The 25,040-nt window shown below is 52.0% G+C and carries 27 protein-coding genes and 2 tRNA genes; 23 read left to right on the top strand and 6 right to left on the bottom strand.

The features are described from left to right. Nucleotides 1–101 precede the first annotated feature (101 nt). The 3 genes from ARCH_RS04680 to ARCH_RS04670 are packed head-to-tail and all read left to right on the top strand — an operon-like array spanning nucleotide 102 to nucleotide 1,421. A complete protein-coding gene (locus tag ARCH_RS04680; RefSeq protein ID WP_041640369.1) occupies nucleotides 102–395 on the top strand; it encodes a hypothetical protein in 294 nt (97 codons plus the stop codon). A gap of 59 nt (nucleotides 396–454) precedes the next feature. Then, nucleotides 455–919, top strand: coding sequence for a hypothetical protein (locus tag ARCH_RS04675; RefSeq protein WP_013170138.1), 465 nt, complete (start codon nucleotides 455–457; stop codon nucleotides 917–919). Continuing rightward, nucleotides 912–1,421, top strand: a complete 510-nt coding sequence (locus ARCH_RS04670; RefSeq protein WP_013170137.1) for a hypothetical protein — start codon at nucleotides 912–914, stop codon at nucleotides 1,419–1,421. The genes ARCH_RS04675 and ARCH_RS04670 overlap by 8 nt, the downstream gene beginning before the upstream one ends. Before the next feature lie 66 nt (nucleotides 1,422–1,487). Here the strand turns inward: ARCH_RS04670 and ARCH_RS04665 are convergent, their stop codons facing one another. Further along, nucleotides 1,488–1,955, bottom strand: coding sequence for a pyrophosphohydrolase domain-containing protein (locus ARCH_RS04665; protein WP_013170136.1), 468 nt, complete (start codon nucleotides 1,953–1,955; stop codon nucleotides 1,488–1,490). Nucleotides 1,956–2,130: 175 nt separating this feature from the next. Between ARCH_RS04665 and ARCH_RS04660 the strand changes: the two genes are divergently transcribed. The 6 genes from ARCH_RS04660 to ARCH_RS10105 all read left to right on the top strand — a co-directional run bounded on the left by ARCH_RS04660 (nucleotide 2,131) and on the right by ARCH_RS10105 (nucleotide 5,033). Further along, nucleotides 2,131–2,215 (top strand) — tRNA-Leu (locus tag ARCH_RS04660). A gap of 493 nt (nucleotides 2,216–2,708) precedes the next feature. Further along, the gene (locus tag ARCH_RS10480; protein ID WP_389400575.1) at nucleotides 2,709–2,975 is read left to right on the top strand and encodes a hypothetical protein; all 267 of its coding nucleotides are present in this window, start codon (nucleotides 2,709–2,711) and stop codon (nucleotides 2,973–2,975) included. After that, complete coding sequence (locus tag ARCH_RS09660; RefSeq protein WP_111724903.1) at nucleotides 2,900–3,211, top strand: hypothetical protein; 312 nt, start codon at nucleotides 2,900–2,902, stop codon at nucleotides 3,209–3,211. The genes ARCH_RS10480 and ARCH_RS09660 overlap by 76 nt, the downstream gene beginning before the upstream one ends. Before the next feature lie 289 nt (nucleotides 3,212–3,500). Next, a complete protein-coding gene (locus ARCH_RS04650; protein ID WP_013170135.1) occupies nucleotides 3,501–3,782 on the top strand; it encodes a ribosomal protein L7/L12 in 282 nt (93 codons plus the stop codon). 44 nt (nucleotides 3,783–3,826) lie between these two features. Then, nucleotides 3,827–4,693 carry a shikimate dehydrogenase gene (gene aroE / locus ARCH_RS04645; protein ID WP_013170134.1) on the top strand — a complete coding sequence of 289 codons (867 nt, stop codon included), beginning with the start codon at nucleotides 3,827–3,829 and terminating at the stop codon, nucleotides 4,691–4,693. 37 nt (nucleotides 4,694–4,730) lie between these two features. After that, on the top strand, nucleotides 4,731–5,033 hold the full coding sequence (locus tag ARCH_RS10105) for a hypothetical protein (RefSeq protein ID WP_013170133.1): 303 nt from the start codon (nucleotides 4,731–4,733) through the stop codon (nucleotides 5,031–5,033). 55 nt (nucleotides 5,034–5,088) lie between these two features. Here the strand turns inward: ARCH_RS10105 and ARCH_RS04635 are convergent, their stop codons facing one another. Next, the gene (locus ARCH_RS04635) at nucleotides 5,089–5,934 is read right to left on the bottom strand and encodes an HNH endonuclease family protein (protein WP_013170132.1); all 846 of its coding nucleotides are present in this window, start codon (nucleotides 5,932–5,934) and stop codon (nucleotides 5,089–5,091) included. A gap of 162 nt (nucleotides 5,935–6,096) precedes the next feature. Then, nucleotides 6,097–7,038, bottom strand: a complete 942-nt coding sequence (locus ARCH_RS04630) for an aldo/keto reductase (RefSeq protein ID WP_013170131.1) — start codon at nucleotides 7,036–7,038, stop codon at nucleotides 6,097–6,099. A 46-nt stretch (nucleotides 7,039–7,084) separates the two neighbouring features. Here ARCH_RS04630 and ARCH_RS04625 point away from each other — a divergent pair, with 46 nt between their 5' ends. Both ARCH_RS04625 and ARCH_RS04620 read left to right on the top strand, forming a co-directional pair. Then, on the top strand, nucleotides 7,085–7,927 hold the full coding sequence (locus tag ARCH_RS04625) for an undecaprenyl-diphosphate phosphatase (protein WP_013170130.1): 843 nt from the start codon (nucleotides 7,085–7,087) through the stop codon (nucleotides 7,925–7,927). 11 nt (nucleotides 7,928–7,938) lie between these two features. After that, nucleotides 7,939–8,604 carry an HAD family hydrolase gene (locus ARCH_RS04620; RefSeq protein ID WP_013170129.1) on the top strand — a complete coding sequence of 222 codons (666 nt, stop codon included), beginning with the start codon at nucleotides 7,939–7,941 and terminating at the stop codon, nucleotides 8,602–8,604. Here ARCH_RS04620 and ARCH_RS04615 read toward each other — a convergent pair. Continuing rightward, nucleotides 8,561–9,412, bottom strand: coding sequence for a RecB family exonuclease (locus ARCH_RS04615; RefSeq protein WP_013170128.1), 852 nt, complete (start codon nucleotides 9,410–9,412; stop codon nucleotides 8,561–8,563). The genes ARCH_RS04620 and ARCH_RS04615 overlap by 44 nt on opposite strands. A gap of 135 nt (nucleotides 9,413–9,547) precedes the next feature. On the opposite strand from ARCH_RS04615, the gene ARCH_RS04610 reads away from it, so the two are divergent. The 10 genes from ARCH_RS04610 (at nucleotide 9,548) to ARCH_RS04565 (ending at nucleotide 19,293) form a co-directional block, all read left to right on the top strand. After that, nucleotides 9,548–10,645: a tRNA (adenine-N1)-methyltransferase gene (locus ARCH_RS04610; RefSeq protein ID WP_013170127.1), complete on the top strand. Its 1,098-nt coding sequence runs from the start codon at nucleotides 9,548–9,550 to the stop codon at nucleotides 10,643–10,645. 10 nt (nucleotides 10,646–10,655) lie between these two features. After that, nucleotides 10,656–12,176 (top strand): proteasome ATPase, encoded by a 1,521-nt coding sequence (arc, locus tag ARCH_RS04605; RefSeq protein WP_013170126.1) that lies wholly within the window; start codon nucleotides 10,656–10,658, stop codon nucleotides 12,174–12,176. Nucleotides 12,177–12,197: 21 nt separating this feature from the next. After that, on the top strand, nucleotides 12,198–13,658 hold the full coding sequence (gene dop, locus ARCH_RS04600) for a depupylase/deamidase Dop (protein WP_013170125.1): 1,461 nt from the start codon (nucleotides 12,198–12,200) through the stop codon (nucleotides 13,656–13,658). 10 nt (nucleotides 13,659–13,668) lie between these two features. Next, nucleotides 13,669–13,848, top strand: coding sequence for a ubiquitin-like protein Pup (locus tag ARCH_RS04595; RefSeq protein WP_013170124.1), 180 nt, complete (start codon nucleotides 13,669–13,671; stop codon nucleotides 13,846–13,848). An 11-nt stretch (nucleotides 13,849–13,859) separates the two neighbouring features. Then, nucleotides 13,860–15,227 carry a proteasome accessory factor PafA2 family protein gene (locus ARCH_RS04590; RefSeq protein WP_041640368.1) on the top strand — a complete coding sequence of 456 codons (1,368 nt, stop codon included), beginning with the start codon at nucleotides 13,860–13,862 and terminating at the stop codon, nucleotides 15,225–15,227. Beyond that, the gene (locus ARCH_RS04585; protein WP_013170122.1) at nucleotides 15,228–16,097 is read left to right on the top strand and encodes an FKBP-type peptidyl-prolyl cis-trans isomerase; all 870 of its coding nucleotides are present in this window, start codon (nucleotides 15,228–15,230) and stop codon (nucleotides 16,095–16,097) included. 27 nt (nucleotides 16,098–16,124) lie between these two features. Continuing rightward, nucleotides 16,125–16,988, top strand: a complete 864-nt coding sequence (gene lgt / locus ARCH_RS04580; RefSeq protein ID WP_013170121.1) for a prolipoprotein diacylglyceryl transferase — start codon at nucleotides 16,125–16,127, stop codon at nucleotides 16,986–16,988. Between the two features lie 10 nt (nucleotides 16,989–16,998). Beyond that, complete coding sequence (pyk, locus tag ARCH_RS04575) at nucleotides 16,999–18,417, top strand: pyruvate kinase (protein WP_013170120.1); 1,419 nt, start codon at nucleotides 16,999–17,001, stop codon at nucleotides 18,415–18,417. 85 nt (nucleotides 18,418–18,502) lie between these two features. Continuing rightward, nucleotides 18,503–18,584, top strand: a tRNA-Leu gene (locus ARCH_RS04570). A gap of 88 nt (nucleotides 18,585–18,672) precedes the next feature. Then, entirely contained in the window at nucleotides 18,673–19,293 is a 621-nt protein-coding gene (locus ARCH_RS04565; protein ID WP_223804439.1) for an ANTAR domain-containing response regulator, read from the top strand. Here ARCH_RS04565 and ARCH_RS04560 read toward each other — a convergent pair. Further along, the gene (locus ARCH_RS04560) at nucleotides 19,271–19,672 is read right to left on the bottom strand and encodes a PaaI family thioesterase (protein ID WP_013170118.1); all 402 of its coding nucleotides are present in this window, start codon (nucleotides 19,670–19,672) and stop codon (nucleotides 19,271–19,273) included. The genes ARCH_RS04565 and ARCH_RS04560 overlap by 23 nt on opposite strands. 34 nt (nucleotides 19,673–19,706) lie before the next feature. Here ARCH_RS04560 and polA point away from each other — a divergent pair, with 34 nt between their 5' ends. Then, a complete protein-coding gene (gene polA / locus ARCH_RS04555; protein ID WP_013170117.1) occupies nucleotides 19,707–22,403 on the top strand; it encodes a DNA polymerase I in 2,697 nt (898 codons plus the stop codon). Nucleotides 22,404–22,408: 5 nt separating this feature from the next. Here the strand turns inward: polA and ARCH_RS04550 are convergent, their stop codons facing one another. Continuing rightward, nucleotides 22,409–23,197 (bottom strand): class I SAM-dependent methyltransferase, encoded by a 789-nt coding sequence (locus ARCH_RS04550; RefSeq protein ID WP_013170116.1) that lies wholly within the window; start codon nucleotides 23,195–23,197, stop codon nucleotides 22,409–22,411. A gap of 168 nt (nucleotides 23,198–23,365) precedes the next feature. Between ARCH_RS04550 and rpsA the strand changes: the two genes are divergently transcribed. Next, a complete protein-coding gene (rpsA, locus tag ARCH_RS04545; RefSeq protein ID WP_013170115.1) occupies nucleotides 23,366–24,835 on the top strand; it encodes a 30S ribosomal protein S1 in 1,470 nt (489 codons plus the stop codon). Nucleotides 24,836–25,040: the final 205 nt, after the last annotated feature.

Raw genomic sequence — 25,040 nt, 5'->3', positions numbered from 1 at the left:
CGAATGGAGATGTGGGGTGAATACTCGTCTAGCTGTGGCACGGAAAACGCTACAAGAAGCAGAATTGCTGGAATAGCCGCTGGTAAAGAAGGCTGGGTTGCATGCGTAGGAATTCTGCACAAGTAGCAAACGTGATCGCCTATCGTTCCCGTTCGGCTATACGTGATAGCGCTGGGTATGCACAAGAGTTAGCCCTTGTTGACGATCCAACCCTGCCAGGCACCGAAACCGCACACCACAGCGGTCCTCTACCCACCATGAACGCAGAGGAAAAGAACAACACACTCATCATCCGCGGAACAATCGAACAACACGACGGGGCAATCAACCTCACCGCCGACGGAATCGAAAAAATTACGCTAACAGTCCCAGCGCGCTCGCGAAACTTCCGTTAAATACGTCTCTTTCGGAAACAACACGATAAGATTGCACATGGTTACGAGAGGTGGAAAACATGGGAAAAATTAAAACTCTTATTCGTATTGCGGCAGTTGTTGGCCCCACCGCAATCAAAATCATTAAAGATTACGGACCTCAGATACGGCAATTACTTAAAGAAAACCCAGAATTTTTTGACACGTTTAAAAAGCGGCTCACGTCCCTTGGATCTAGCAGTGGGCGTGGGACTAAGCACCTTACTGATCGGGTATCTGTTCTACGCGAACAAGCGGCTTACCTTTATGGGACGGCCAATAACGCACAAACAGCTAAACAAGCCGCGGCATGGCGTGATGAACTCGATAGTATCGCGAAAGCGTTGCCGGTACTTGAACACTTAGACCGGGCGGAAAAGAAGAAGACGAAGAAAACAATCGATATGCACGTCAATGATTTAGCAGCAAAAATTGTGCAGGCAACTCTCGAAGACGATATTGAAGATGCTGAAATCATGACTGAAGAGGATCGTAAACATGAATGAAAACATGGATGTTACCTCTCAGGTCGGCCGTGTTGAACGCCCAACGGCCATTAAACTGTCGGCAATTATGGGTGGAACAGGCGCACTCGTAACGACCGCCAGTCTTTTCATGCCGTTCCTGTCAGTTGTACCTGCAACGATTGAAACTGTTGACCAAGAAGACATCGTAGGATCTTATTTTTCATCACCGTTAATCGAAAATAAAACGATGGGCATACTGCTTTTGCTGCTGTCACTTGTGGCACTATGCGCATCTCTTTGCGTGCTCAGCCAGTGGCAGAACAGGCTCCGCCTATTCATCATTATGTTGTTGCAGCTTGGAACGGGATCATGTGCAGTGTTGTTCTGCGTCCTCTATGGAATGGATCCGAACGTTCATGAAGCGTTAGATCTAGGTGCACATATCGGCATGGGACTAGGTATGGCTGTTGTTGGTGCTATCGTGCTCACCAGTGCAGGTTTAACCACGTTAATCGCGGGGATCCAACAGCAACGTTCATAAAATTCCTGGAACCTCCAAGGGGTAAACGTTTGTGGGCGCGGCTAGAAAGCCGCGCCCACAGTGTTTTTATGATTCGAGAGCCCGTGAAATGTCCGGAGGGAAATAGTCAGGCCCTTTGAGTACTTTGCCATCTTCACGGTAAATAGGCTGGCCGTCGGCTCCCAGCTTTGACAGGTTCGATGCTTGAATCTCATCGAGAACACGCGATAGGGGAATACCTAACTCCAAGGCCATTCCGTAGATCACGTAAATAAGATCACCAAGAGCATCGGCAACTTCAACGGTATCGCGAGCCTGCTCATCAACAGTCTGAGCCTGCGCCCAGGCGTCTTCCATAATTTGACGTGCCTGTGGGCCGTACGCGGCTCCAAGGAGCTCTGCGAACTCTTCGGCGATCAAGCTCAGGCGCATATGGATTCGTTCTCTGGCTGCATCAGGCCTATCAGTAACTATTGGCAGTTTGTAAACCTCATGGAACTGGCGAACAAGGAGTTCGGGTTGATTCGGATCGGGGCGTTGTGGCTGTGAATTCATGTTATCCACCCTACCGTGAAGGCCCGAAAACGGGTTGAATGAATCAGAAATTTTTAACGTATCCCAGATCACACTAAAATTGACCCAAATAATTTTGCAACCCGCTCCAGAGGGTGCTAAATTATTTTCTGTTGCTTGAGGCACTGCTTCGAAAGAGGTTGAGTTTCAACCACCTGCGCGGGTGGCGGAATAGGCAGACGCGCTAGCTTGAGGTGCTAGTCCACGTATAGTGGGTGGGGGTTCAAGTCCCCCTCCGCGCACGGAAAGACCGTTGATTTATCAACGGTCTTTCTTTTTATACTTATAGTCAGTACACAACCTTGTCATAGCGGAGTACAGGTTATAAGCCCTTGTGGGTTGCTCAACATAAATTTGGGCTGAAGTGTCCCGGGTTTTGTTCTGTTTGAGTAGATGGGAATATCTTCGAATATATCAAGAAAGTTTGATCAGGATGCGAAGGAGCGTGTGGTCCGTCTTGTGGAAGACCACATCTTGGCGGAAAACATGTTGGTGCAAGCCGCAGGCAGTAGCTCTAAAGCTGGGCGTCTCGTGGCACACGGCCCGTCAATGGACGCAGGCCCGTCGTGCAGAACCTGTGCCTGAAGATGTGGCCGCCAAGAACGCGAGGCTACGTCGTATCACCAGCTACGCGACACTAACAAGCTGCTGAAGGCCGCTTCGGCTTTTTTCGCATCCGAACCAGGCCACGTTAAGAAATGATCCGGTTTATTGATCAGTATCGGAATTGAACGCATGAGTGCTGTTCATCGGGATAATTACGGTGTCTACGGGGTGCGGAAGATGTGGCATGCTCTTTGCCGTGACGGAATTGATATCGGTGGTGAACAAATTGTGGGTGGCTTACTTTTACGTATATACGCCACTAGGAAAGGGTTCGTGTACACCGCGTTCGTGACCGATGTGTACTCCAGGAGGATTGTCGGGTGGGCGTTATCGGATTCGATGCGAACAGAAGCTTTGCCGCTGCAGGCGCTCAACCAACTGATCGTGTGTGCTTAAGGACACAACAGGGTTTGATTCACCATTCGTATCACGGGTCGCAGTATGTGAGCATCGTCGACAACGAGCGCCTGGCTGAGCACGGGATTGCCGCTTCCACCGGGACGGTTGGCGATTCCTATGACAATGCTCTAGCCGAAAATATTAACGGCTCCTACAACAACGAACTGATCCATACTTGCAGGTGGGATGACGGTGTCGAGGTAGAAAACACGACATTCGAGTCGGTATCCTGATGGAACAAATCACGGCCCCACCAGAGCCTGGACTACCGAACCCCGATCGAGATGGAAGTCGAATTTTGGAAGCAGAACCTGCCACAGGAAATAATAAAAATCAAAGCAAAAGCCTAGGAACAAAACTCGGAGCACTTCATAGAAAGTATTTGCCACTAATGATTATCAGGTCTGTATTATCGGGTGAGCAGTTCTTCAGGTATGAAGCTCTGAGGATGTAGCGATATTGTGAAGGTGTATCGTTTACAAGTCATTATCTAGAAAGTCGTTCCCTGAACAGGAGAAAGAAATGATTTACGGGCTGATACCTATCTTGGTTGGTCTTGCGATCGTGGCGTTTATGAATAACGTTCAACATAAAGCACACATCGCACGGATACAGAAGCAAATTGACACATTGGCCCGATTAACAGGGCATGATGAGGTTACATCCGCATACCTATCAGGCGAAGAAAAAGCGATGATTATTCGCTTAAAGAGCGATGGAAAGTCCGTGGTGGCCATCAAGAAAATTAGAGATATCACTGGGCTTGGTCTGAAAGATGCCAAAGAATATTTTGATAGTTTATAAGTCTGTTGGCTACCTCGCCTCCGAGTAAGAAAACAAGATATTCCATGCCTTTACATTTCGGCCTTATCGGCGATCCGATCGAACACTCGCTGTCGCCTCTTATCCATAACACGTCATTTCGTGCGCTTGGCATCGATGCCACGTACTCATTGCTAGAGGTTCCTGATCATGACGTTCCCTCAGCGATCCGCTCCTTCAAAAACCTCGGCATCGCCGGCATCAACGTGACGATGCCATACAAGCGCGCAGTTCTGCCGGCACTCCACGAACTCACGCCTACGGCGGAACTCGCTCAGTCCGTGAACACGGTGGCGTTCCGTGACAATCAGATTATCGGCCATTCCACAGATGGCTTGGGAATGCTTAAACCGTTGCGCGATGCAGGCATCGATCTTTCCCATGAACATATTTTAATTTTGGGGTCCGGGGGAGCGGGTACGTCGGTAGCGCTGGCGGCAGCACAATCTGGAGCACGCCGCGTCACACTCATGAATCGCGAAGGGGCAGGCTTAGAGCGGGCCCATCGCCTTGCCGCCAGAATCCGTGAATTGCCGGACGAATCGTGCACGATCGGCGTCGTCCCACTTGCTACCACAGTTGAGACGGAACGTTGTGTACGTGACGCAACGGTTATTTTGAACTGTACGGCGGCAGGGATGAATCCGAATCCTCACGCCACGCCAGTACCTACGGAGTGGTTGAGTAACCGCCACGTGGTGATGGACGCGGTTTATACGCCGCGCGTAACGCAGTTTCTTCGCGATGCTTCAGTCGCTGGCGCCCGCACCTTCGACGGCTTATCGATGCTCGTTGCGCAGGCCGCCTTGGCGGAAGAACTTTGGCTTGAGTGTACGATGCCAACTGAATATGTGATTGAGGAGCTTGGGAAATCTGCCCAGTTTTCGCTGTGAGGTTTGCTATTTCACAGAAGAGAGATAATCTTGATGTATGGTTACTGATCCACGTCTTGCGTTCGAAAAATTACGTTTTGCACTTGAAGAGTTTCATGCTGCGGCGGTATCGTACCGTGATCCGGATGCGCCCGAAGTCTTGCGCTGTTCGGAAGCGCTTGCCGATGCGTACATTATGTATGACGATACGTTGTTTACTCACTTTGGTATTGAGGCGCCGTTCGATACGTTTGACGATGAGGATTTTGAGGACGACGATTTCGAAGAAGACGACGATATCGATGAATTCGACGACGATTTTGACCTTGATGAAGATATTGTCACTGAAGATATTCGTTAACGCATATTAGGCTGTAGTAAAAATAGGGTTGTCCAGGCTCAAAGCCTGGACAACCCTATTTTATGGCAGCTTCATTCAATGATGGATCCTCAGTTTCCACGCTGTCTGATAGGACTTCGGCCTTGGTGTTGTGTCCTGTCATTGGTGCACGATAATTGAACGATTTACCAGCACATTCTCCATGGAATAATCCAATAAGAGTGCTTTTATCTTTATCGTCAAAGGTGAATCCGAAGCTGTTGTATCGTTGCAAAACGGCTGTCATGCGTAGAGCGTATTCGCATTTGAACGCAGAATTATCAGGCATCCATTCTGATGGGCCCTTGTCTTTCTTCACATTGTTTGCTTTTCCATCAACGGCAAGCAAATTCAATGGATCGTTAGCAAACTGTTCCATAACGTTTTTCCCACCGTTTTTTGCAATCGCCCATGCGCCATGGCGGTAGGCATATCCTAGCGGGATAACGTGGTCAATCTGAACCTTACTTCCGCTTTCTTTCCCGCGTTTAAAATCGATAATTTTTCCGGTGTATGGATCGTTGAGCTTTCCGGAATAGACGGTCGCGTTGCGGCATCCGCTCTTACCCTTTTTCACACCCTGGGTGATATCTTGGATTCCGGGTTCTTCAGAATAATCAGTATCAAAGAGATCTCGCGAGAGAATATCATTGCGTGTATCGCACTTGTTATGATCGACATCTTTCCAAGCGCTACCAAATAGATTGGTACGATTTCCAGAATAAAGCTGGCCGTGATGAGGATCGGGATTGTCGGCTGTCATGTGATTTTGAAGAAAATTGATAGCCTGTTCTGACGTGAGAGTTATATCGTCAGGAGTGTTTGCTGAGAGCTGAGCTGGCGTCAGTGCCAAAACAGCGGAAAGCAGTACGTTAGTTAACATTGCGGCTTCTTTCTTTTGCGTTTTCTGCCACTACCAGAGTAAGAAGAAAACGCAGATAGTGTGGACGCTTTACGAAAATGCAACGAAATTCATCCCAACGTATGATCCTCTTGTCATTCTAAAAGATGACAAGAAGAAGGGGTAATTTTGAACTTTTTAGTGTTAGACGGTTACTTCGCTGAGCACGTCATCAACTGGTGCCGGAAGAGCGCTGAGATCCAGCGCGAGGAGTTGATCGAATTGTGCGGCGGTACGAGCGCCAGAAAGCACACTGGCCACGTGATCGCGCGCAAGTAGCCATGCCAATGAAACATCGGCTGGTGTGCGGCCCAACCCATCCGCTGCCTTAATCACTGCCTCCACGCTACGCCGTGAATCAGAATCCAAGTAGCGATCAACGGTGGCAGAGAGATGCTCGGTAGCTGCACGCGATGTGGCAGGGATTGTGTTGCGGTACTTTCCCGTCAAAACACCAGCAGCGAGCGGCGATTGTGCAATGATTCCCAGCCCAAACGCTCCGCACACAGCAGACACATTGTCTTCCACCGTACGATCAAGTAACGAATAATCGGCGTTCACACTGGCAAGATCCGTCAGCCGCATATCCGAAAGATATTGAGCCACGCGCGCAATCTGCCATGCAGGGTGGTTGGCAAGCCCAATGTAGCGAGCCTTACCGGAGGTCACCAATGCCGCCAGTGTTTCGATCATCTCGCGGAACGGCACGTCGTGATCAGGCGCAGCAATGGACACAATATCTAGATGATCAGTTCCGAGTTCGCCCAGAATCTGATCCACAGACGCAATAATTCCACTGCGTGACGAATCTTGAATAACACGCCCGCCATGTACGCTCAGGCCGATGTGCGCAGAAAGAACGAGTTCGGTGCGATCCACGTCGCCGTCGAACATACTGCCCAAAACCCCGATCGCTTGCCCTTCGCCGTAAAGCGGAGAAATGTCAACCAGGTTCCCGCCATGGTCAATGAGGGAGCGAACCATGCGCGCCGCGTCGTCATATTCAGTATCGCGTCCCCACGTGAGGGTTCCCAGGCCAATCTGGCCGACGCGCAATCCGGATGTTCCAACCTTGTTCTTCTTCACATGTGTCAGCCTAATAGACTTTCGTGTTGGAGGGTAATGTGAGCACGTGGGTATTTTTGAAGCAATTATTTTAGGTATCGTTCAGGGGCTTACTGAGTTCCTTCCGATTTCGTCCTCTGCACACTTGCGTATCGTGGGGGATTTGTTCCCTGGCTTGGGTGATCCTGGTGTCACGTTCACTGCCGTGACTCAGATTGGCACCGAAGCCGCGGTGATTATGTATTTTTGGAAAGATATTGTGCGGATTATTTCCGCGTGGTTTATGGCGTTGCCGTTTGGGCCATGGAAGAATCGCGTTCCGCAGTCGGATCCAGACGTTCGGCTTGGATGGATCGTTATTTTCGGCACCATGCCAATCGTTGTGTTAGGGTTGCTTCTTGAAGATGCGATCGATTCTGTGTTCCGGAATATGTATATTACGGCTCTGATGCTTGCAGTTTTCGCGGTATTCTTGGGGGTAGCGGATCGAATCTCAAAGCGCCGGTTGGTGTTGGAGCAGATGTCGTTGCGTGACGGGATTATTCTTGGTTTCGCTCAGGCTATGGCGTTGATTCCTGGCGTTTCGCGTTCTGGCGGCACGATTACGGTTGGTTTGTTGCTTGGGTATACGCGGAGCGCGGCGGCTCGCGTCTCGTTCCTGCTGGCAATTCCTGCCGTGTTGGGTTCTGGTTTTTACCGTTTGCTTTCTGACAACGGGACTGCGTCTCACGTGGGTGCCATGCCAACGTTAGTTGCGACTCTGGTTGCGTTTGTTGTTGGGTACGCGGTGATCGTATGGTTTTTGCGTTTGATTGAGACCACGTCGTACATGCCGTTCGTTGTGTACCGTTTGGTAGTTGCAGTGGCTGTGGTGGCGTTGCTTTCTGCCGGCTTGCTCCACGTTTACTGAGGAGAATTGCGATGGTTTTATCAGCAGCCTTATTTGACATGGACGGTACGTTAACTGATTCCGAGATTCTGTGGTTTGAAGCGGAAAGGTCAGTTTTCGCACGGTACGGGAAGCCATGGAACGACGGCGATCAGAACGATTTGATCGGCCGCGCAATTGAGGATTCATGCCGGCTTTTGGTTGATCGGCTGGAACTGCCGTTGACTCCTGACGAACTTGGCCCGATGCTTGTTGCTGAAGTTGTTCATCAGGCTAAGACTCGTGGTATGCCGTGGCGTCCAGGGGCTCGTGAACTTTTGGAAGAATGTGCCCAGCGGAGGATTCCTACTGCACTCGTCACATCGTCCTACCGTGAATTCGCTCAGCTAACGTTGGATGCTGCTCCGGAAGGTACGTTGACTGTGGCCGTGACTGGTGACGAACTTCCGGTTGGCCGCGGCAAGCCGGATCCGTTGCCATACCTGTTGGCTGCCGAAAAACTAGGTGTTGATATCACCACGTGTGTGGCTTTCGAAGATTCACGCCCAGGTATTCGTTCGGCTCATGCGTCTGGCGCTCTGACGATCGCCGTTCCATTCCAGGTAGAGATCCCGATGCTTGATGGGCTTGTGATCGTGGAATCGTTAGAGGAACTCAGCGTTGATGTTCTGGAGCAGATGGTGGCCGCTGCGCGGTAAGGAGCTTTTCAACTCCTTCTGCGCTCATCTCTGGAACAACGTTTCCAAACGCAGGGCAGATCGACGAAAAATGGCACCAGTTACACAGCGGGCCTTTTTTGGCTTCGAAGTGAGCGTCGTCGATCCGCCCGCGGATGGCAGACCACACGTGGTTTAGTTCGTTGGTGGTAGCCTCGACGTCGGCTGGAACCGGATCGTAGGTGAGTACTCGTTTATCCTTCAAATAGAGGAGTTGAGTGCGTAGTGGCAGTGTGCCTTCTTCATAAAATAACGCCGTAGCGTAGAAGCGCATTTGGAAAATCGCTCCATCTTGGAAGCGTGGAGCAGGGGATTTCCCGGTTTTATAATCAACGATTCGCAAGGCTCCGTTGGGTGCCTTATCGAGCCGATCGATGATGCCGCGAATGGCCAAGCCGGAAGGTAGCGTGGCATTGACGAATCGTTCGCGTCCGTGTGGCTCCAGATACTGAGGGTTTTCTAGAGTGAAGTAGGACGAAATGAGCGGACGTGCTGATTCTAACCACGTGGTAAACGACTCAGAATCAGTGAAAAGTTCGGCATCAGCGGGAGACTTTTCGGCATGTTGCTCCCAGATATTTTCTAAAGATTCTTGTGCGAGCGCTTCGCCACGTTCAGATGCGGGAACATCGTAAAGACGTTCAAGAACGGAGTGGACGATCGTTCCGCGAAGGGCCTCTAACGATGGGGGTTCAGTAAGCCGATCGATAACACGGAATCGGAACTTGAGCGGGCAGGAACGGAAATCGGATACCCGTGACGGGGAAAGAGCTGCATGAATAGTGGCCATATCTCTATTAAAACACGGGTTTATCGGACAGGCCGAGGCAGCTTGATGGAGCTACTGGTATTCCTCATGTGAATGCCAGTATTTTTCACAGTTTTGTCGCTGACGCCACCACTTAGGGTCACGTAAGATTGATAGGTGACTACATATCCTCATCCTTTAGGCGCCCAGCGCCGCCGTGGCCCATTCCGTGCGGGCGAACGCGTGCAATTAACCGATACTAAGAACCGTAAGTACACCGTGATGCTCACCCAGGATGGTTTTTTCCAATCCCAACGTGGCAGCTTCCGGCACAGTGAGCTCATTGGGAAAGAAGAAGGTACGGTTATCGATACCGCAACCGGTCACCGCCTATTGGCGTTACGCCCGTTGATTAACGATTACGTGCTCTCTATGCCTCGTGGTGCAACAGTTGTGTACCCGAAAGATGCTGGCCAGATCATCCAGCAGGCTGATATTTTCCCTGGTGCTCACGTAGTCGAAGCCGGTTTAGGCTCAGGTGCGTTGGCGATGTCTCTACTGTCTGCTGTTGGCATGGAAGGCCACTTGACCTCCGTTGAACGCCGTCCAGAATTTGCTGAAATTGCGAAAGCAAATGTTGAATCCTGGTTCGGTCCGCAACTTCCACCATGGGACGTGGTCCTTGGTGATCTTGATGCCGTGCTGGATTCTATGGAAGAAGGCTCGATCGATACCGTTGTGCTGGATATGCTTGCGCCATGGGAGAACATCGGATCTGCATCACATGCATTGCGTTCCGGTGGTGTCATTATTGGGTACGTGGCAACCACAACCCAGATGTCTCGCTTCGTTGAAGATCTTCGCGCATCCGAATGCTTCACCGAACCTGAATCATCTGAAACGATGGTTCGTACGTGGCATCTTGATGGCTTGTCAGTTCGGCCGGATCACCGCATGGTTGCACACACCGGATTCCTTGTTGTAGCACGCCGGATTGGGCGCGAATCCACTCCGTTAATCCCAACAAAACGTCCAGCCCCAGCTGCCCATTCTGAACCACTTGCATGGCAAGCGGAAGATTTCAAAGAACGGGCGATGTCAGAAAAGAAGTTGCGTAAGGTTCGTCGCGATGTTGCTCGCCGTGCCGACGTCGAAATTTCTGGCACGTCTGAAGCCGGGGAAAACACTGCAGCGATGAACGCACAACTGGATGCGGAATCGCAGGCACGTGTTGAAGAAAAGCGCCGCGCTCGAATGAACCAGCAGAACGACTAGAAGAATAGTGATGACCACCCAGGAACCTGATCTCAGAGCCCTAGCCCAACAAAATCGCGAACTGAGCAAGGCACTTGCTTCTGCGCGGGAACGTATCAAGGAATTGAGTAACCACCTCGAATCCTTATCGAAACCGCCCAACACGTTCGCAACTTTTGTGAGCGCGCAGACGTCCCAACATACGGCTACTGTGCTGCAGGCAGGCAAGCAACTTGACGTCACGGCCGCCGCTTGGGTGTCTCTCGCAGTTGTTAAACCTGGCCAAGAAGTTCTCCTCAACGAACGTCAAGTGATTATTGGGGTGGGCACCTATCCTAAAGTCGGCCAGGCTGTTGCTGTAGAAAACATCGTTGATCCTGATCGAATCTTGATCACGGCTGTTGGCGGGGAAACCCGGATTGTTCGCCTGGCCGGGCGCCTCAAAGAACAAGGCGTCCGGGTAGGGGACATGGTGCTAGCAGATCTTGGTACTGGTTTCGCTCTCGAACAAGTGGAACGCCCAGATGTGGCACAACTTCTCCTAGAAGAAACGCCACATGTTCCATATGAACAGATTGGTGGCTTAGCACCTCAAATTGATGAGTTGCGTGACGCGATCGAACTTCCTTTCTTGCATCCAGAACTTTACCGAGATCATGGGCTCAAACCACCAAAAGGCGTGCTGCTATATGGCCCTCCAGGCGTTGGTAAAACCCTTATTGCTCGCGCGGTTGCAACGTCACTATCACGGATGTTCGGAGAAGAAAACGCATACTTCCTCAATATTAAAGGCCCGCAACTGCTTGATAAGTTCGTCGGCCAAACAGAACGCCAAATCCGCGAAATCTTCGAACGCGCCCGCGAAAAAGCATCCCATGGGATACCTGTGGTGATCTTCTTCGATGAAATGGAAGCACTCTTCCGCACCCGCGGTTCTGGCGTCTCGTCTGATGTGGAAACAACCATCGTTCCACAGCTCCTCGCAGAAATTGATGGGGTAGAACAGCTCGATAACGTGATTGTTATTGGTGCCTCCAACCGTGAAGATATGATCGATCCAGCAATTTTGCGGCCAGGCCGCTTGGATGTGAAGATCAACATTTCGCGCCCAGATTATGATGGAGCCATCGATATCCTCGGCAAATATTTGACCGTTGACGTGCCTCTTCACGAATCTGAAGTTGCCGAACACGGTAGTCCAGAAAATGCTGTTCGTGCCATGATTCGATCCACTGTGGATAACTTATGGCAGGAATGCCCGAAAAACGCGTATGTTGATGTTACGTACCGTGATGGAACTAGCGAAACGCTCTACGCTCACCACGTTGTGTCCGGCGCTATGCTGGCAGCGATCGTTGAACGCGCAAAGAAATTTGCGATTAAAGATCTGCTAGCAACCGGGGAACGCGGGCTACGAACGCAGCACCTTATCAACGCGGTTCAGGCAGATCTCACCGAAAATGAAGCCTTAGCCCACGTTGATAACCCACAAGAGTGGGCACGCATTCAAGGCCGGCATGACATCGTGGCTGTGCGCCGATCTGTTCGCTAACCAGACATAGAAAGACCAGGAATGAGTATTCGCAGAATAGTTGGGCTCGAAACCGAGTTCGGGATTCTTGATCTGAACGCACAAACCCAAGATCCCTTTGGATTGAGTGCAGCGGTGGTTGATGCTTACGTGCGCCACACGTCTGATCCAGTAGCAGCATGGGATTTTTATTCAGAAGATCCGCTTAACGATGCTCGTGGATTTAGAGTTGGGCCACGGCATGCTCACCCAGATCAACTCACGAACAATCCGGTGCCGCCTTTACGCGATATGCTCCCTGGTACACCCATCACCAACGTAGCGTTGGCAAACGGCGGGCGCTGGTACGTGGATCATGCCCACCCGGAATACTCTAGCCCGGAAGTCACGAATCCGTACGATGCTGTTTTGTGGGATCGTGCAGGAGAAGCCATCGCTCAAGAAACGATGGCGTACCTAGCAAACGGCGGCCACAACGTCGTCGTCTATAAAAACAACGTCGATGGAAAAGGTGCTGCCTACGGTAGCCACGAAAACTATCTCCTCACACGCGCCGTGCCTTTCAACGATGCGATCCGTTACCTCACACCATTCTTCGTTTCGCGGCCAATCTTGTGCGGAACAGGCCGAATCGGGCTGGGCCAAGCCTCCCAAGCCCCAGGCTTCCAAATCTCGCAACGCGCAGACTACGTTGAAAACGCGGTAGGCCTCGAAACCACATTCAACCGGCCAATTATTAATACACGCGACGAACCCCACGCGGATGCTAGCCGCTACCGCAGGCTCCACGTGATCGGGGGCGATGCAAACCAGTTTGATTACTCAACACTCCTCAAAATCGGCACCACAAACCTGGTGTTGTGGATGCTTGAACAAGACGCGATGCCGCTGGATCTCGAAGCCCTCGTGCTCTTCGAACCCGTTGCCGCTACCTGGGAAATATCGCACGATCCTACACTCAAACGTGCAGTCGATATGCATGATGGATCGTCACGCACGGCACTCGATATTCAAGAAATCTACCTAGATGCCGTGCGCACCACCCTGGAGCGCACCGGAATAGACGATCCTGAAACGTGGGAATTCGTGCGCCTCTGGCAAGAAACGCTCGATACGCTCGCCACCGATATGTTCGCGGCCGCCCCACGCATCGAATGGATCGCCAAATATCAGATGCTTAACCACATGCGGCACCGCCAGGGGAGCACGTGGGATTCTGATGCGCTCCGGGCCTTCGATCTGCAATGGCACGATTTGCGGCCAGAATCATCGATCGTGCGCCGTTTGGATTCGGCTGGCCGAATTGATCGTCTCTTCACTCCGCAACAGGTAGCCCACGCAGCCCACCACGCTCCTGAAGGAACACGTGCCGCGCTACGTGCCCGCATCCTCCGCGAACACGGAACACGTGCCCTCACGGTGGGGTGGGCATCAGCCCACGTTGCCACCGCCGATTCCACGCAACACATCCACTTCTTAGATCCATATAAGACAGAACTGTAAGGAGCCTTTCATGAGCGAACAAGATTTCCTCCGCCACCGCAGCGAATCGCAGTACACAGAAGAAACATTCGAATCAGAAACCGGCGCGGCACCATTTGATGTGGACGCGCTTCTGGACGATATCGATTCAATCCTTGAAACGAACGCTTCGTCGTTTGTGCAGGGCTTCGTGCAAAAGGGCGGCCAGTGATACAGCGGATTATGGGCATCGAAACTGAGTATGGCGTGGCCTGCTCAGATTTTTCGGGTGCCCATGTTGATCGGGACGTCGCGGATGTTACTGCGCAGATTTTCGCTGATATGCAGGCGCGCACAGGTGCCACGTCTGCCTTTTTGGGCAACGGCGGCCGGCTCTACCTGGATATTGGCGATCATCCGGAATATGCCACGGCGGAGTGTACACAATTGGCGGACGTCTTGGCGCAGGACCGCGCCGGCGATCAGATGTTGGCCCAGATGGCATTGGACGCAGAACCACGGTTGAGTGCGCCGGATGCGCCGGTGCGGGTTCATCTGTTTAAGAACAACGTGGATGCGGCATCGCATTCGTATGGCTGCCACGAAAATTATTTGGTGCGCCGCAGGCTTGATTTTATGGACCGGTTGAACGATTTAGTGCCGTTTTTCGTGTCGCGCCAGTTGTTAGTGGGGGCGGGTTACGTTCATCGGGAACCGGGCACAGTTCGCTTTGAGCTGTCACAGCGGGCACGGCATATGCATGGGGCAATTTCTACGTCGTCCACGCGTACGCGCCCGATGATTAACACACGCGATGAACCGCACGCAGATTCCGAACACTATCGGCGTATGCACGTGATCGTGGGGGATTCGAACATGAGCGAGTCCGCCACGCTTCTGAAAGTTGGTATGACGTGCGCTGTGTTGAACGTGATGGAGTCTGGGGTCCGATTGCCTGCAGTTTCTTTGGCAGATCCGATGGACGCGATTCGGCGTATTGCCCGCGATCCTTCTGGGAAGGCTACGTTGCAGTTGGAGAACGGATCTGTGACGTCCGCGCATGATATTCAGCGTGCCGTTTTCGATACGGTTGCGGGGCATTATGATCGCGAGGGCTGGTTGGATGCGTCCGATCCGTTGATACTTCGCGTTTTTGACTTGTGGTCCAGGGCGCTTGACGCGTTTAGTTCTGGCGATTTTTCCCACGTTCGTACCGAGTTGGAATGGGTAGCGAAGTACGAATTGATCACGCGTTATCGGCATCGTTATGGGGTGGCGTTGAGCGACGATCGTATTTCCCGCCTCGAACTTGCTTGGCACGACATTTCGCCTGCTGGGTTGCGTCCGCGTTTGGAGAGCACCGGTGTGTTACGGCGTGTGTTGAGGGACGACGACGTCGCGACCGCTCTTGTTGATCCTCCGATGACATCTCGTGCGCGCATTCGTTCAGCGTTCATTAAGGCGGCCCAAGATCATCGCCGCGACTATGCTGTTGATTGGGGGCTTGTTCGGCTGTTTAACGAAGGAACCGGAACAACGATCCATTTAGATGATCCGTTTGCTGTGGCAGACACCGTGGTTGATACGTTGATTGATTCGATGGAGGCATAGATGAATAAAGTGGTGGCGGGAGCCTTAGCATTATTCGGCTTTATTTTAGGAATCGCAATCTCTACGGTGATCTGGAACGTTACGCATGAGAGAGGGGAATTTTCTCTCCGTGTAGAGGGGAATTTTGGCGCGGTAGTTACAGTGACAACTACCGGCGAACCCGCTTCAGATAAGCGTGACGTTCGCTTCCTCATGTCGGGTAGCGGCCGTGAAATCACGAAGGATCAACAGGTGCTCATGCGAGCAACGAAGTTTACGGCATCTGGCTATGAGTGGTCTCAAGTTGCAGATCTGCCCACCATCGTGAGCGGGGTAGCGAATTCGAAGTCAGTAGGGAAGCTAGCGGACGTCGTCGTCGGAAAAAAAGAAGGCTCCCGTTTGGCGATTATTCAGCCAACTGACGGGCACGTCTCAATCACTATCGTGGATATCCTACCTACCCGAATCGCGGGAACCCAACAAACTCAAATTACAGATCCTCTTATCCCACAAATCACAAGTAACGACGACGGCGTGCCAGTACCTAGCGCAATCTCTGGAGAAATCGGGAACGTTAAAGTTGCTCCAATCATCGTGGGTAAAGGTGCGCAAATCACGGATGGTGATATTGTGTACGCCAACTATGTTCTTGCAAAAGCGGATGGAAGCGTGATCGAAAGTACGTTCACAAATGGTAACCCACCTGCGTATATCGCGGTGGAAGATGTGTTCCCGGGGCTTCATGCAGGGCTTGTTGATCAACGCGTCGGTTCGCGTGTGGCTATTGTTGTTCCATCAGCGCAAGCGCAAGGAGAAGGCGATGTCATCATTGTTGTTGATATCCTTGCTGTAGCTGATAAAAAGCCAAGCGCAAAATCTACAAATGTTTAATACGTCTCTGAGCGCAAAGGAGAACCCGTGCTCACATCAATTCCGTCCCCACCACAGTCAGTGTGGATGCTTGGCCCAATCCCGATCCGAGCCTACGCTTTGTTTATCCTCGCCGGGATTTTAATCGCGTGGTATATGGGAGATAAACGTTACCAACGGCGTGGGGGGCCAGAAAACGTGTCTGAAGATATCGGGATCTGGATGGTGCTGGCGGGTATCGTGGGCGCACGCATTTACCACGTGATTACCTCACCTACTGCATACTTTGGTGATCACGGGGATTGGACGAAGATCTTTCGCATTTGGGAAGGCGGCTTGGGCATTTGGGGCGCGGTGCTCTTTGGTGCTCTGGCGGCCTGGCTGATGCTACGCCGGTACAATTTGCGCTTCGGTGCGTTCGCAGATGCCTTTATTCCAGGCGTGATGCTAGCTCAGGCGATTGGCCGAATGGGTAATTATTTCAACCAGGAACTTTTTGGTGCACCAACGGACGTGCCATGGGCGTTGGAAATCGACGATGCTCACCTGCCAGCCGGATTCCCTTCTGGAACGACCTTCCATCCTACCTTCCTCTATGAGATGCTGTGGTGTATCGCTGGGTTCATGTTCTTGCTGTGGGCAGAACGTAAGTTTTCATTGCACGGCGGGCAAGTGTTGGCGCTCTACATTATTGTGTACACGCTGGGGCGCGTGTGGATTGAATATCTGCGGATTGATGATGCCACTATGATTATGGGGCTCCGATTGAACGTGTGGACCTCGTTAATTGTGTGCGTAGGCGGAATTTTGGCATTCTTCTGGTTGCGTGATCGGCTCAAAACTCATCCAGAAATGGCAGATATTTATCGAGTTCAGCCAGAAGTAACAGACGAACAAAAAGTAATCGGGTAGGATAGACATCATGCGTAGAGCGAAAATTGTATGTACTTTAGGTCCTGCGGTTAATTCCAAGGATCAGATTCTTGAATTGGTGAAGGCTGGCATGAACGTGGCCCGCATCAATGCCTCTCACGGCTCGCATGAAGAGCACGAAGAGCGCATCGATTGGGTTCGTCAAGCCTCCGAAGAACTCCGGAAGCCAGTGGCTGTTCTTGTGGATCTTCAAGGTCCAAAGATTCGCCTTGGGCGTTTTGCAGAAGGCCCCGTGCTTCTGAACACAGGTGATATTTTCACGATCACCACTGATGATATTCAGGGCGATAAGGATCGCGTGTCCACCACATTTAAGGGTCTGCCAGGGGATTGTTCCGAAGGTGATTTGATTCTTATTGACGATGGCAAGGTGCAGGTACGTGTACTTTCTGTGGAAGGAAATGACGTCCGTACCCAGGTTCTTGTTGGCGGAACTGTGTCCAACAACAAGGGCGTGAACCTGCCAGGTGTGGCTGTTTCTGTTCCAGCTCTGTCCGAAAAGGATAAGGAAGATCTGGAATGGGGCCTCGAATACGGTGCTGATTTGATCGCGCTGTCATTCGTCCGTTCGCCAAAGGATATCGATGACGTCCACGAAGTTATGGATCGTGTTGGCCGCCGTATCCCTGTTATTGCGAAGATTGAAAAGCCACAGGCTGTAAATGTTCTTGAAGATATTGTTCGAGCATTCGATGGTTTGATGGTGGCGCGTGGTGATTTGGGTGTGGAACTTCCACTCCAGCAGGTGCCGATCGTGCAGAAGCATGCAATTTCCATTGCACGCCGTAATGCGAAGCCAGTTATCGTGGCAACGCAGGTTCTGGAATCCATGATCTCGGCTCCAACCCCAACTCGTGCAGAAACGTCTGACTGTGCTAATGCGATTCTTGATGGTGCCGATGCGGTTATGCTTTCTGGCGAAACCTCGGTGGGTAAGTACCCGATCATTTGTGTTCAAACAATGGCGTCGATCATTGAATACACGGAAGAACACGGTATTGAATCTATCCCGCGTATCGGCAACCTGCACCGTACTCGCAATGGCGTGATTACCCGTTCTGCTATGGATATTGGTGAAGCAATCGGCGTGAAGTTCATTGCCGTCTTTACTTCGTCTGGCCAGACTGCCCGCCGTATGTCTCGCCTCCGTGGCCGTATTCCACTTGTTGTCTTTACAGATAACGAACAGGTACGCCGCCAGCTGGCACTCTCGTGGGGTCTTGACACCCTCACCTTGGCACCAGTCTCATCTACCGATGAAATGGTTGACCAGGTTGATGATGTGTTGCGTAAGGAAGGTCTTGCCGTGGATGGCGATCGCGTTGTGATCGTTTCCGGTATGCCACCAGGCGTTGTTGGTTCCACTAACACGATTCGCATTCACAAGATGGGTGAGACACGCCGTTGATGTGGAAAACGATAATGTGATTCTTGCCTAATTGAGGTGAGTTCGCAGGATAACCAATGATCGTGTAAGGTTGTGGTTGTCCATCGCTCCTGTGGTGGAATTGGCAGACACACAGCACTCAAAATGCTGCGCCGAAAGGCATGAGGGTTCGAGTCCCTCCGGGAGCACTTTTTACTGCGCAAAGGCGCGCATAGCTAGCGCGTTGAGCGCGTTTACACCAACAGTATGTATGCCTAGGAGGCCATCGTGGCAGAGATGATGGATGATTCTCAGTTTGAGGATCTTGATCAAGATACTAATCCACGTGAGGTGCGCGCTCTTGTAGTTGAAGATGAAACCTTGATCCGTTTGGACATCGTTGAAACGCTTCGTGAAGCTGGCTTCAACATTGTTGCTGAAGGTTCGAATGGTGAAGAAGCAATTGCTCTTGCCGCAGAACACGAACCTGATCTGATCGTTATGGATGTGAAGATGCCAGGTCTCGATGGTGTTTCTGCCGCAGAACGCATCCTTGCCAGCCAGCGTTGTGCGATTGTTATGCTCACCGCGTTCTCCCAAAAAGAGATTGTTGATCGTGCCCGTGATGCCGGCGCCATGGCATTCTTGGTTAAGCCATTCAGCCCAACCGATCTGCTTCCTGCAGTGGAAATCGCGTTATCACGGCACCAAGAAATCGTTTCACTTGAAGCGGAAGTAACATCGCTGTCTGAACAGTTCGAAACTCGTAAGCGGGTCGATCGCGCCAAGGGCTTGTTGCAGGACAAGATGGGGCTCACGGAACCAGAAGCCTTCCGATGGATTCAAAAGACTTCTATGAACCGCCGCCTCACCATGCGCGAAGTTGCTGATGCGGTTATTGACCAGGTTGGCGAATAAACACACACGTCATTCTGCCAGTTGCGGTTAATTCGTTTTCAGCATCCACAATATCAACGTGAGCAGTAAGTGATCTGTGCCCTGCACGGATCACTTTTGCATACGCTGTGGCAGTGCCAGTCAGGTTCGGTGCTAGTTGAGAAATATTGAGTTCAGTACCTACCGCAATTCGGCCTTCTGGCGCATTCAGCAAAGCTAACCGGGATGCGGCATCCTCAACTAAAAAAGCGTTCGCACCACCATGGAGCACGCCAAAGGGCTGTAAACTGCCAGCTGTTGGGATTTGCTCAACCACCTCAGAAACTGAAGCAGAAAGAACCGTAACCTGCATTCGTGCGGCCAGTTCGGCGTCGTTAATAGTTAAAACGTCACGTGTCATAAAAATAAGTCTACCTGTCCGGTAGGCTTAGAACGTGACTGAAAAAACGATGCTTCTCCTTGATGGCCACTCGATGGCCTTCCGCTCATTCTTCGCCCTGCCAGCCGATTCGTTCAGAACTGCGCAAGGGCAATACACGAATGCCGTCCACGGATTTATCAATACTCTCCTGCGCCTCATCAACGATTACAAACCCACCCACATCGCGGTGGCGTTCGATCTGCCAGGCGGTACTTTCCGTACCCGTGAATACGGAGAATACAAAGGGGGGCGCGCCAAAACTCCCGAAGAATTCAAAGGGCAAATCGGGGTTATCCAGGAAGTCCTCAACGTCATGGGTATTTCGTGGCTCACGGTGGACGATTACGAAGCCGATGATATCGTTGCCACACTATCGGCGCGTGGTGAAGCCGAAGGCATGAATGTTTTTATTGCGTCAGGCGATAAAGATTCCTACCAGCTCGTGTCGGACTTGACGTCGGTTGTCTACCCGATGCCACGCTCTCAAATGCTCCTCTTAAACCCGGCAGGCGTGGAAGAACGAACCGGTGTGCGCCCCGATCAATACTCTGACCTCGCGGCACTCGTGGGTGAAAAAGCCGATAACCTTCCCGGTGTTCCCGGTGTTGGGCCAAAAACTGCGGCCAAATGGCTTAACCAGTACGGTGGTTTGGGGCAGTTGCTCGATCACGCCGAAGAAATCAAAGGCAAAGCAGGGCAGTCCTTACGTGACAACATAGAACAAGTGCGGCTCAACCGTGTGCTCAACAAACTCGTTCGCGATCTTGATATCGTGCCAAACCTCGATCAACTGGTGCCGATGGGAGTAGAACGTCAGGCACTTCACGAACTCTTTGACACCCTGGATTTCACCACGTTGCGCACGCGCGTGCTTGCCGAACTGCCAATTCGGGAAGGTAGCGAAGATGTAGTTGAGGAAGCCGATAAGCCTGAAGCGCGGGACGTGACGTTGTGGGAAGGTAGCTGCGGTGCTTTTCTTGCTGAACACGCAGGACCTTACGCGATTGCCATTGAAGGAAACGGGAAACCTGGCGCTGGAAGCGTTGCGCGTTTCGCGTGTGCTGCGCGGGACGGATACGTTTTTGGCGGCGAACCAGCCCTGATATCTGAAGAAGATTCGGCCGCGTTCAGTGCGTTACTTTCCGATCCGAACGTTGGCAAAATTGGGCACAGTATGAAGGTTCAGATCCACGCATGGCTAGGGGAGGGGTACACTCTGGCTGGGATCGTTGGCGATACGGAAATCGACGCATACCTTTTACACCCTGACCAACGCACATATGATTTCACCGATCTCGTTCAACGGTATCTTGCGATCGATCTTGGCGGAGGCGCGCAAGATACTCTGGGCATCGGACTTGATGGCGAAATTGTGGACGATCTTGCGGCTCGCGCTGTGGCTACTCACGATCTGCGGGATGCGTTTGCTCGTGCTTTGGAAACCGAAGAACAAAGCGATGCGTTGCGCGAAATGGAATTGAGAGTCTGTGATGTGTTGGCGCGCATGGAGCAACGCGGCATCGCGGTAGATGCGGACCAACTCGCACGCCTTCACGCGGATTTTGATGCGCGAGTCAATCAGGCTGCCACCCAGGCGTGGGAGGCGATCGGGGATTCGTCAGTAAATCTTTCTAGCCCGAAGCAGCTTCAAGCCGTGTTATTCGATCAACTAGGGCTTCCAAAAACAAAGAAAACAAAGTCTGGCTACACAACAAACGCCGATGCTCTTGAACAATTGCTAGTCAAGATCAGCATGCGTGAAGACGATCAGGCGTTAGCAGGCCAGAACTTCCTAACGGGACTCTTGGCTCACCGCGATGCGATCAAATTGCGTCAATCTGTTGAAGGCTTACAGCGCTCACTAGGTGACGATCAGCGGATTCGTACCACATATCAGCAAACTGTGGCGGCTACCGGCCGGCTATCGTCCACTGATCCAAACCTGCAAAATATTCATGCACGCACGGAAGAAGGCCAGAAAATTCGTGAAGTATTCGTGCCAGGTGACGGCTACGATTACTTGATGACCGCCGATTATTCACAGATCGAAATGCGATTGATGGCCCATTTATCAGGAGATGCGGAACTCATCGTTGCATTTAATGCGGGTGCTGATCTGCACAACTATGTTGCTTCACGCGTGTTTGGTGTTGCTGAATCTGAGGTGACGCCAGCACAGAGATCGAAGATCAAAGCCATGTCATATGGCCTGGTATATGGGTTGTCTGCTTTTGGGCTCTCCGCACAGTTGAAGATCCCAGTGCCAGAGGCACAAAACTTGATGGACGGGTATTTCTCTCGGTTTGGCCGAGTAAAGGAATACTTGGATGGGTTAGTGGCTCAAGCCCGTAAAGATGGCTTCACTCAAACGTTGCTTGGCCGGCGCCGATACCTGCCAGAGCTTTCTTCTACGAACCGGCAAGTGCGCGAGTCAGCAGAGCGTATGGCGCTGAACGCACCAATCCAGGGATCTGCCGCGGATATTATCAAGATCGCCATGCTGAATGTGGAACGGGAATTGGCTGCGGCGCAACTATCGTCGCGTGTTCTCCTTCAAGTGCATGACGAACTTGTACTCGAAGTCGCCGCGTCAGAAGCCGAACAGGTTGAAGCTATCGTACGTGAGCAGATGGGGAACGCCTGGGAGTTATCAGTACCGTTATCGGTGGGGGTGGGCATCGGCCGTAATTGGCGCGATGCCGCCCACTGATCGGCCTACCATTTGATCGATCGAATCATCAGTGTGCCGGGCAGGATAGGGGAGCGCTCTGGCCCCCATCCACCCCACACAACAGTCCGGCCAGCAGGCCACGGTGGTTCGAACAGCTCGTCGATCGTAAAACCAGAATCGATCAGCGAATTAATGTGGTCTGAGAGCGTGTGATGAAATTCGGCGTAATCGAGAGTAGACGAACCGCGTTCAATATATGGTGTTCGGTCGAAATATGAACGATGTGCCGTGAGCCCATGATGGGTAGGGTCATCTGGGAACATCCAGCGGGTTGGATGCAGTGCTGAAAAAGCCCAGACCCCGCCTGGGCGTAAAACTCGTGCAACCTCACGGTGAACATCCCCAAGGTCGGGAACAAATGGCAACACGCCAAAACTGGTGAACACTACGTCAAATTCCGCATCTTTAAACGGAAGGTGACGTGCATCGGCACGCAGGAGCTCGACGTCGATACCAACCTCACGATTCAACCGTGCGGCATGGTCCAACATTCCGTCCGCAAGATCGGTAGCCACCACGCGAACCCCACGCGATGCCAAATAACGGGAGCACTGCGCAGCCCCTGCACCAATTTCTAGCACGCGCTTGCCGCGTAGAGAACCAAGAAACTCAATATCAGCCTCTCGTAAGCCTTCTGGGCCCCAGATGAAATCGGCGTCGCCAAGCGTATCTCCGTGTTCGGCAACGTATTCGGCAGCGTGTTCGGACCACCACTGTTCATTAGCGTGGACTGGATCATCATGTGCGGTAAGCTCGTGGTGTCCATATTTCATGATGGCCTCCTAGTTGTGGCGAAGATGGCATTCCAACTCGCCGGTTTAATGTTGCTATTGCGCGGTAAAACCCCGTAAACTTGGACCTTGGTACGCTTGTATGTTTTCCATATTGGCATACCACCTGTCCATATTAGAAACTATTATTAATTCGGAGTCACCAACTCTATGACCACGAACAACACTACTACCGAGGTTGCCATCAACGATATTGGTACCGAGGAAGAGCTTATTGCTGCCGTTGACGAAACCATCAAGTACTTTAACGATGGCGACATCGTCGAAGGCACAGTAGTCAAGGTCGATCGGGACGAAGTCCTGCTCGATATCGGCTACAAGACCGAAGGCGTTATTCCTTCGAAGGAACTGTCCATCAAGCACGATGTCGATCCAGATGATGTCGTCGAAGTTGGTGACAAGATTGAAGCCCTCGTCATCCAGAAGGAAGACAAAGAGGGTCGCTTGATTCTTTCCAAGAAGCGTGCACAGTACGAGCGCGCTTGGGCAAAGATCGAAGAGATCAAGGAAGCAGACGGCGTCGTTACCGGTACCGTCATCGAAGTTGTCAAGGGTGGTCTCATCCTCGACATCGGTCTTCGTGGCTTCTTGCCTGCATCCCTCGTTGAAATGCGTCGCGTGCGCGATCTCCAGCCATACATTGGCAAGGAAATCGAAGCCAAGATCATCGAACTCGACAAGAACCGCAACAACGTTGTTCTTTCCCGTCGTTCTTGGCTCGAGCAGACCCAGTCTGAGGTCCGCTCCACCTTCCTCAACACCCTTCAGAAGGGCCAGGTTCGCGATGGCGTTATTTCCTCCATCGTTAACTTCGGTGCATTCGTTGACCTCGGCGGCGTTGACGGCCTCGTTCACGTTTCCGAACTGTCCTGGAAGCACATCGACCACCCATCAGAGGTTGTCGAAGTTGGTACCCCAGTGACCGTCGAAGTTCTCGAAGTCGATATGGATCGCGAACGCGTTTCGCTCTCCCTCAAGGCTACCCAGGAAGATCCATGGCAGACCTTCGCACGTACCCACGCTATCAGCCAGGTCGTGCCAGGTAAGGTCACCAAGCTCGTTCCATTCGGCGCATTCGTTCGCGTTGAGGATGGCATCGAAGGCCTCGTTCACATCTCCGAGCTTGCTCAGCGTCACGTTGATCTGCCAGAGCAGGTTGTCAAGGTGGGCGACGACGTCTTCGTGAAGGTCATCGACATCGATCTCGATCGTCGTCGTATCTCCCTCTCGCTCAAGCAGGCTAACGAGGGTGTTGACCCAACATCTGAAGATTTCGATCCATCGCTCTACGGTATGTCCGCTGAGTACGACGAAGAGGGCAACTACAAGTACCCAGAAGGCTTCGACCCAGAGACCAACGAATGGCTCGAAGGTTACGAAGCTAACCAGGCTGCTTGGGAAGCTGAGTACGCTGCTGCTGAGGCTCGTTGGCAGGCTCACAAGCTTCAGGTTGCTGCTGCAGCCGAAGCTGACGCTGCTGCCGCCGCTGCTGCACCAGCTGCTACCGTCGAAACCGAAGAAGTTGCTCCAACCAGCTACTCTTCCGAAGCTGACATGTCCGGCACCCTTGCTTCGGACGAAGCACTCGCTGCTTTGCGTGAGAAGCTCACCGGCAACTGAATCTTTTCGACTCGTTAAGAGTTGAGATTTAGAACAGTATAAAAGGTTCCCCCGAACGTAGTGTTTGGGGGAACCTTTTATAGGAATTAGGGTTGTGTTCGCGTGATGCGTATGCCGTGAACCCCAAAATACGCTAATCTAAATAGGTAACGATTTATTTGCGTTATTGAAAGGGGAGCGCGTTCGCTGACGAACGCCGCAGATA

It is taken from the genome of Arcanobacterium haemolyticum DSM 20595 (assembly GCF_000092365.1).
In the GTDB taxonomy this organism is placed as follows: Bacteria; Actinomycetota; Actinomycetes; order Actinomycetales; family Actinomycetaceae; genus Arcanobacterium; species Arcanobacterium haemolyticum.
Note: the sequence above shows the minus strand (reverse complement) of the source record. Positions and strands in the feature narration are given on the sequence as shown.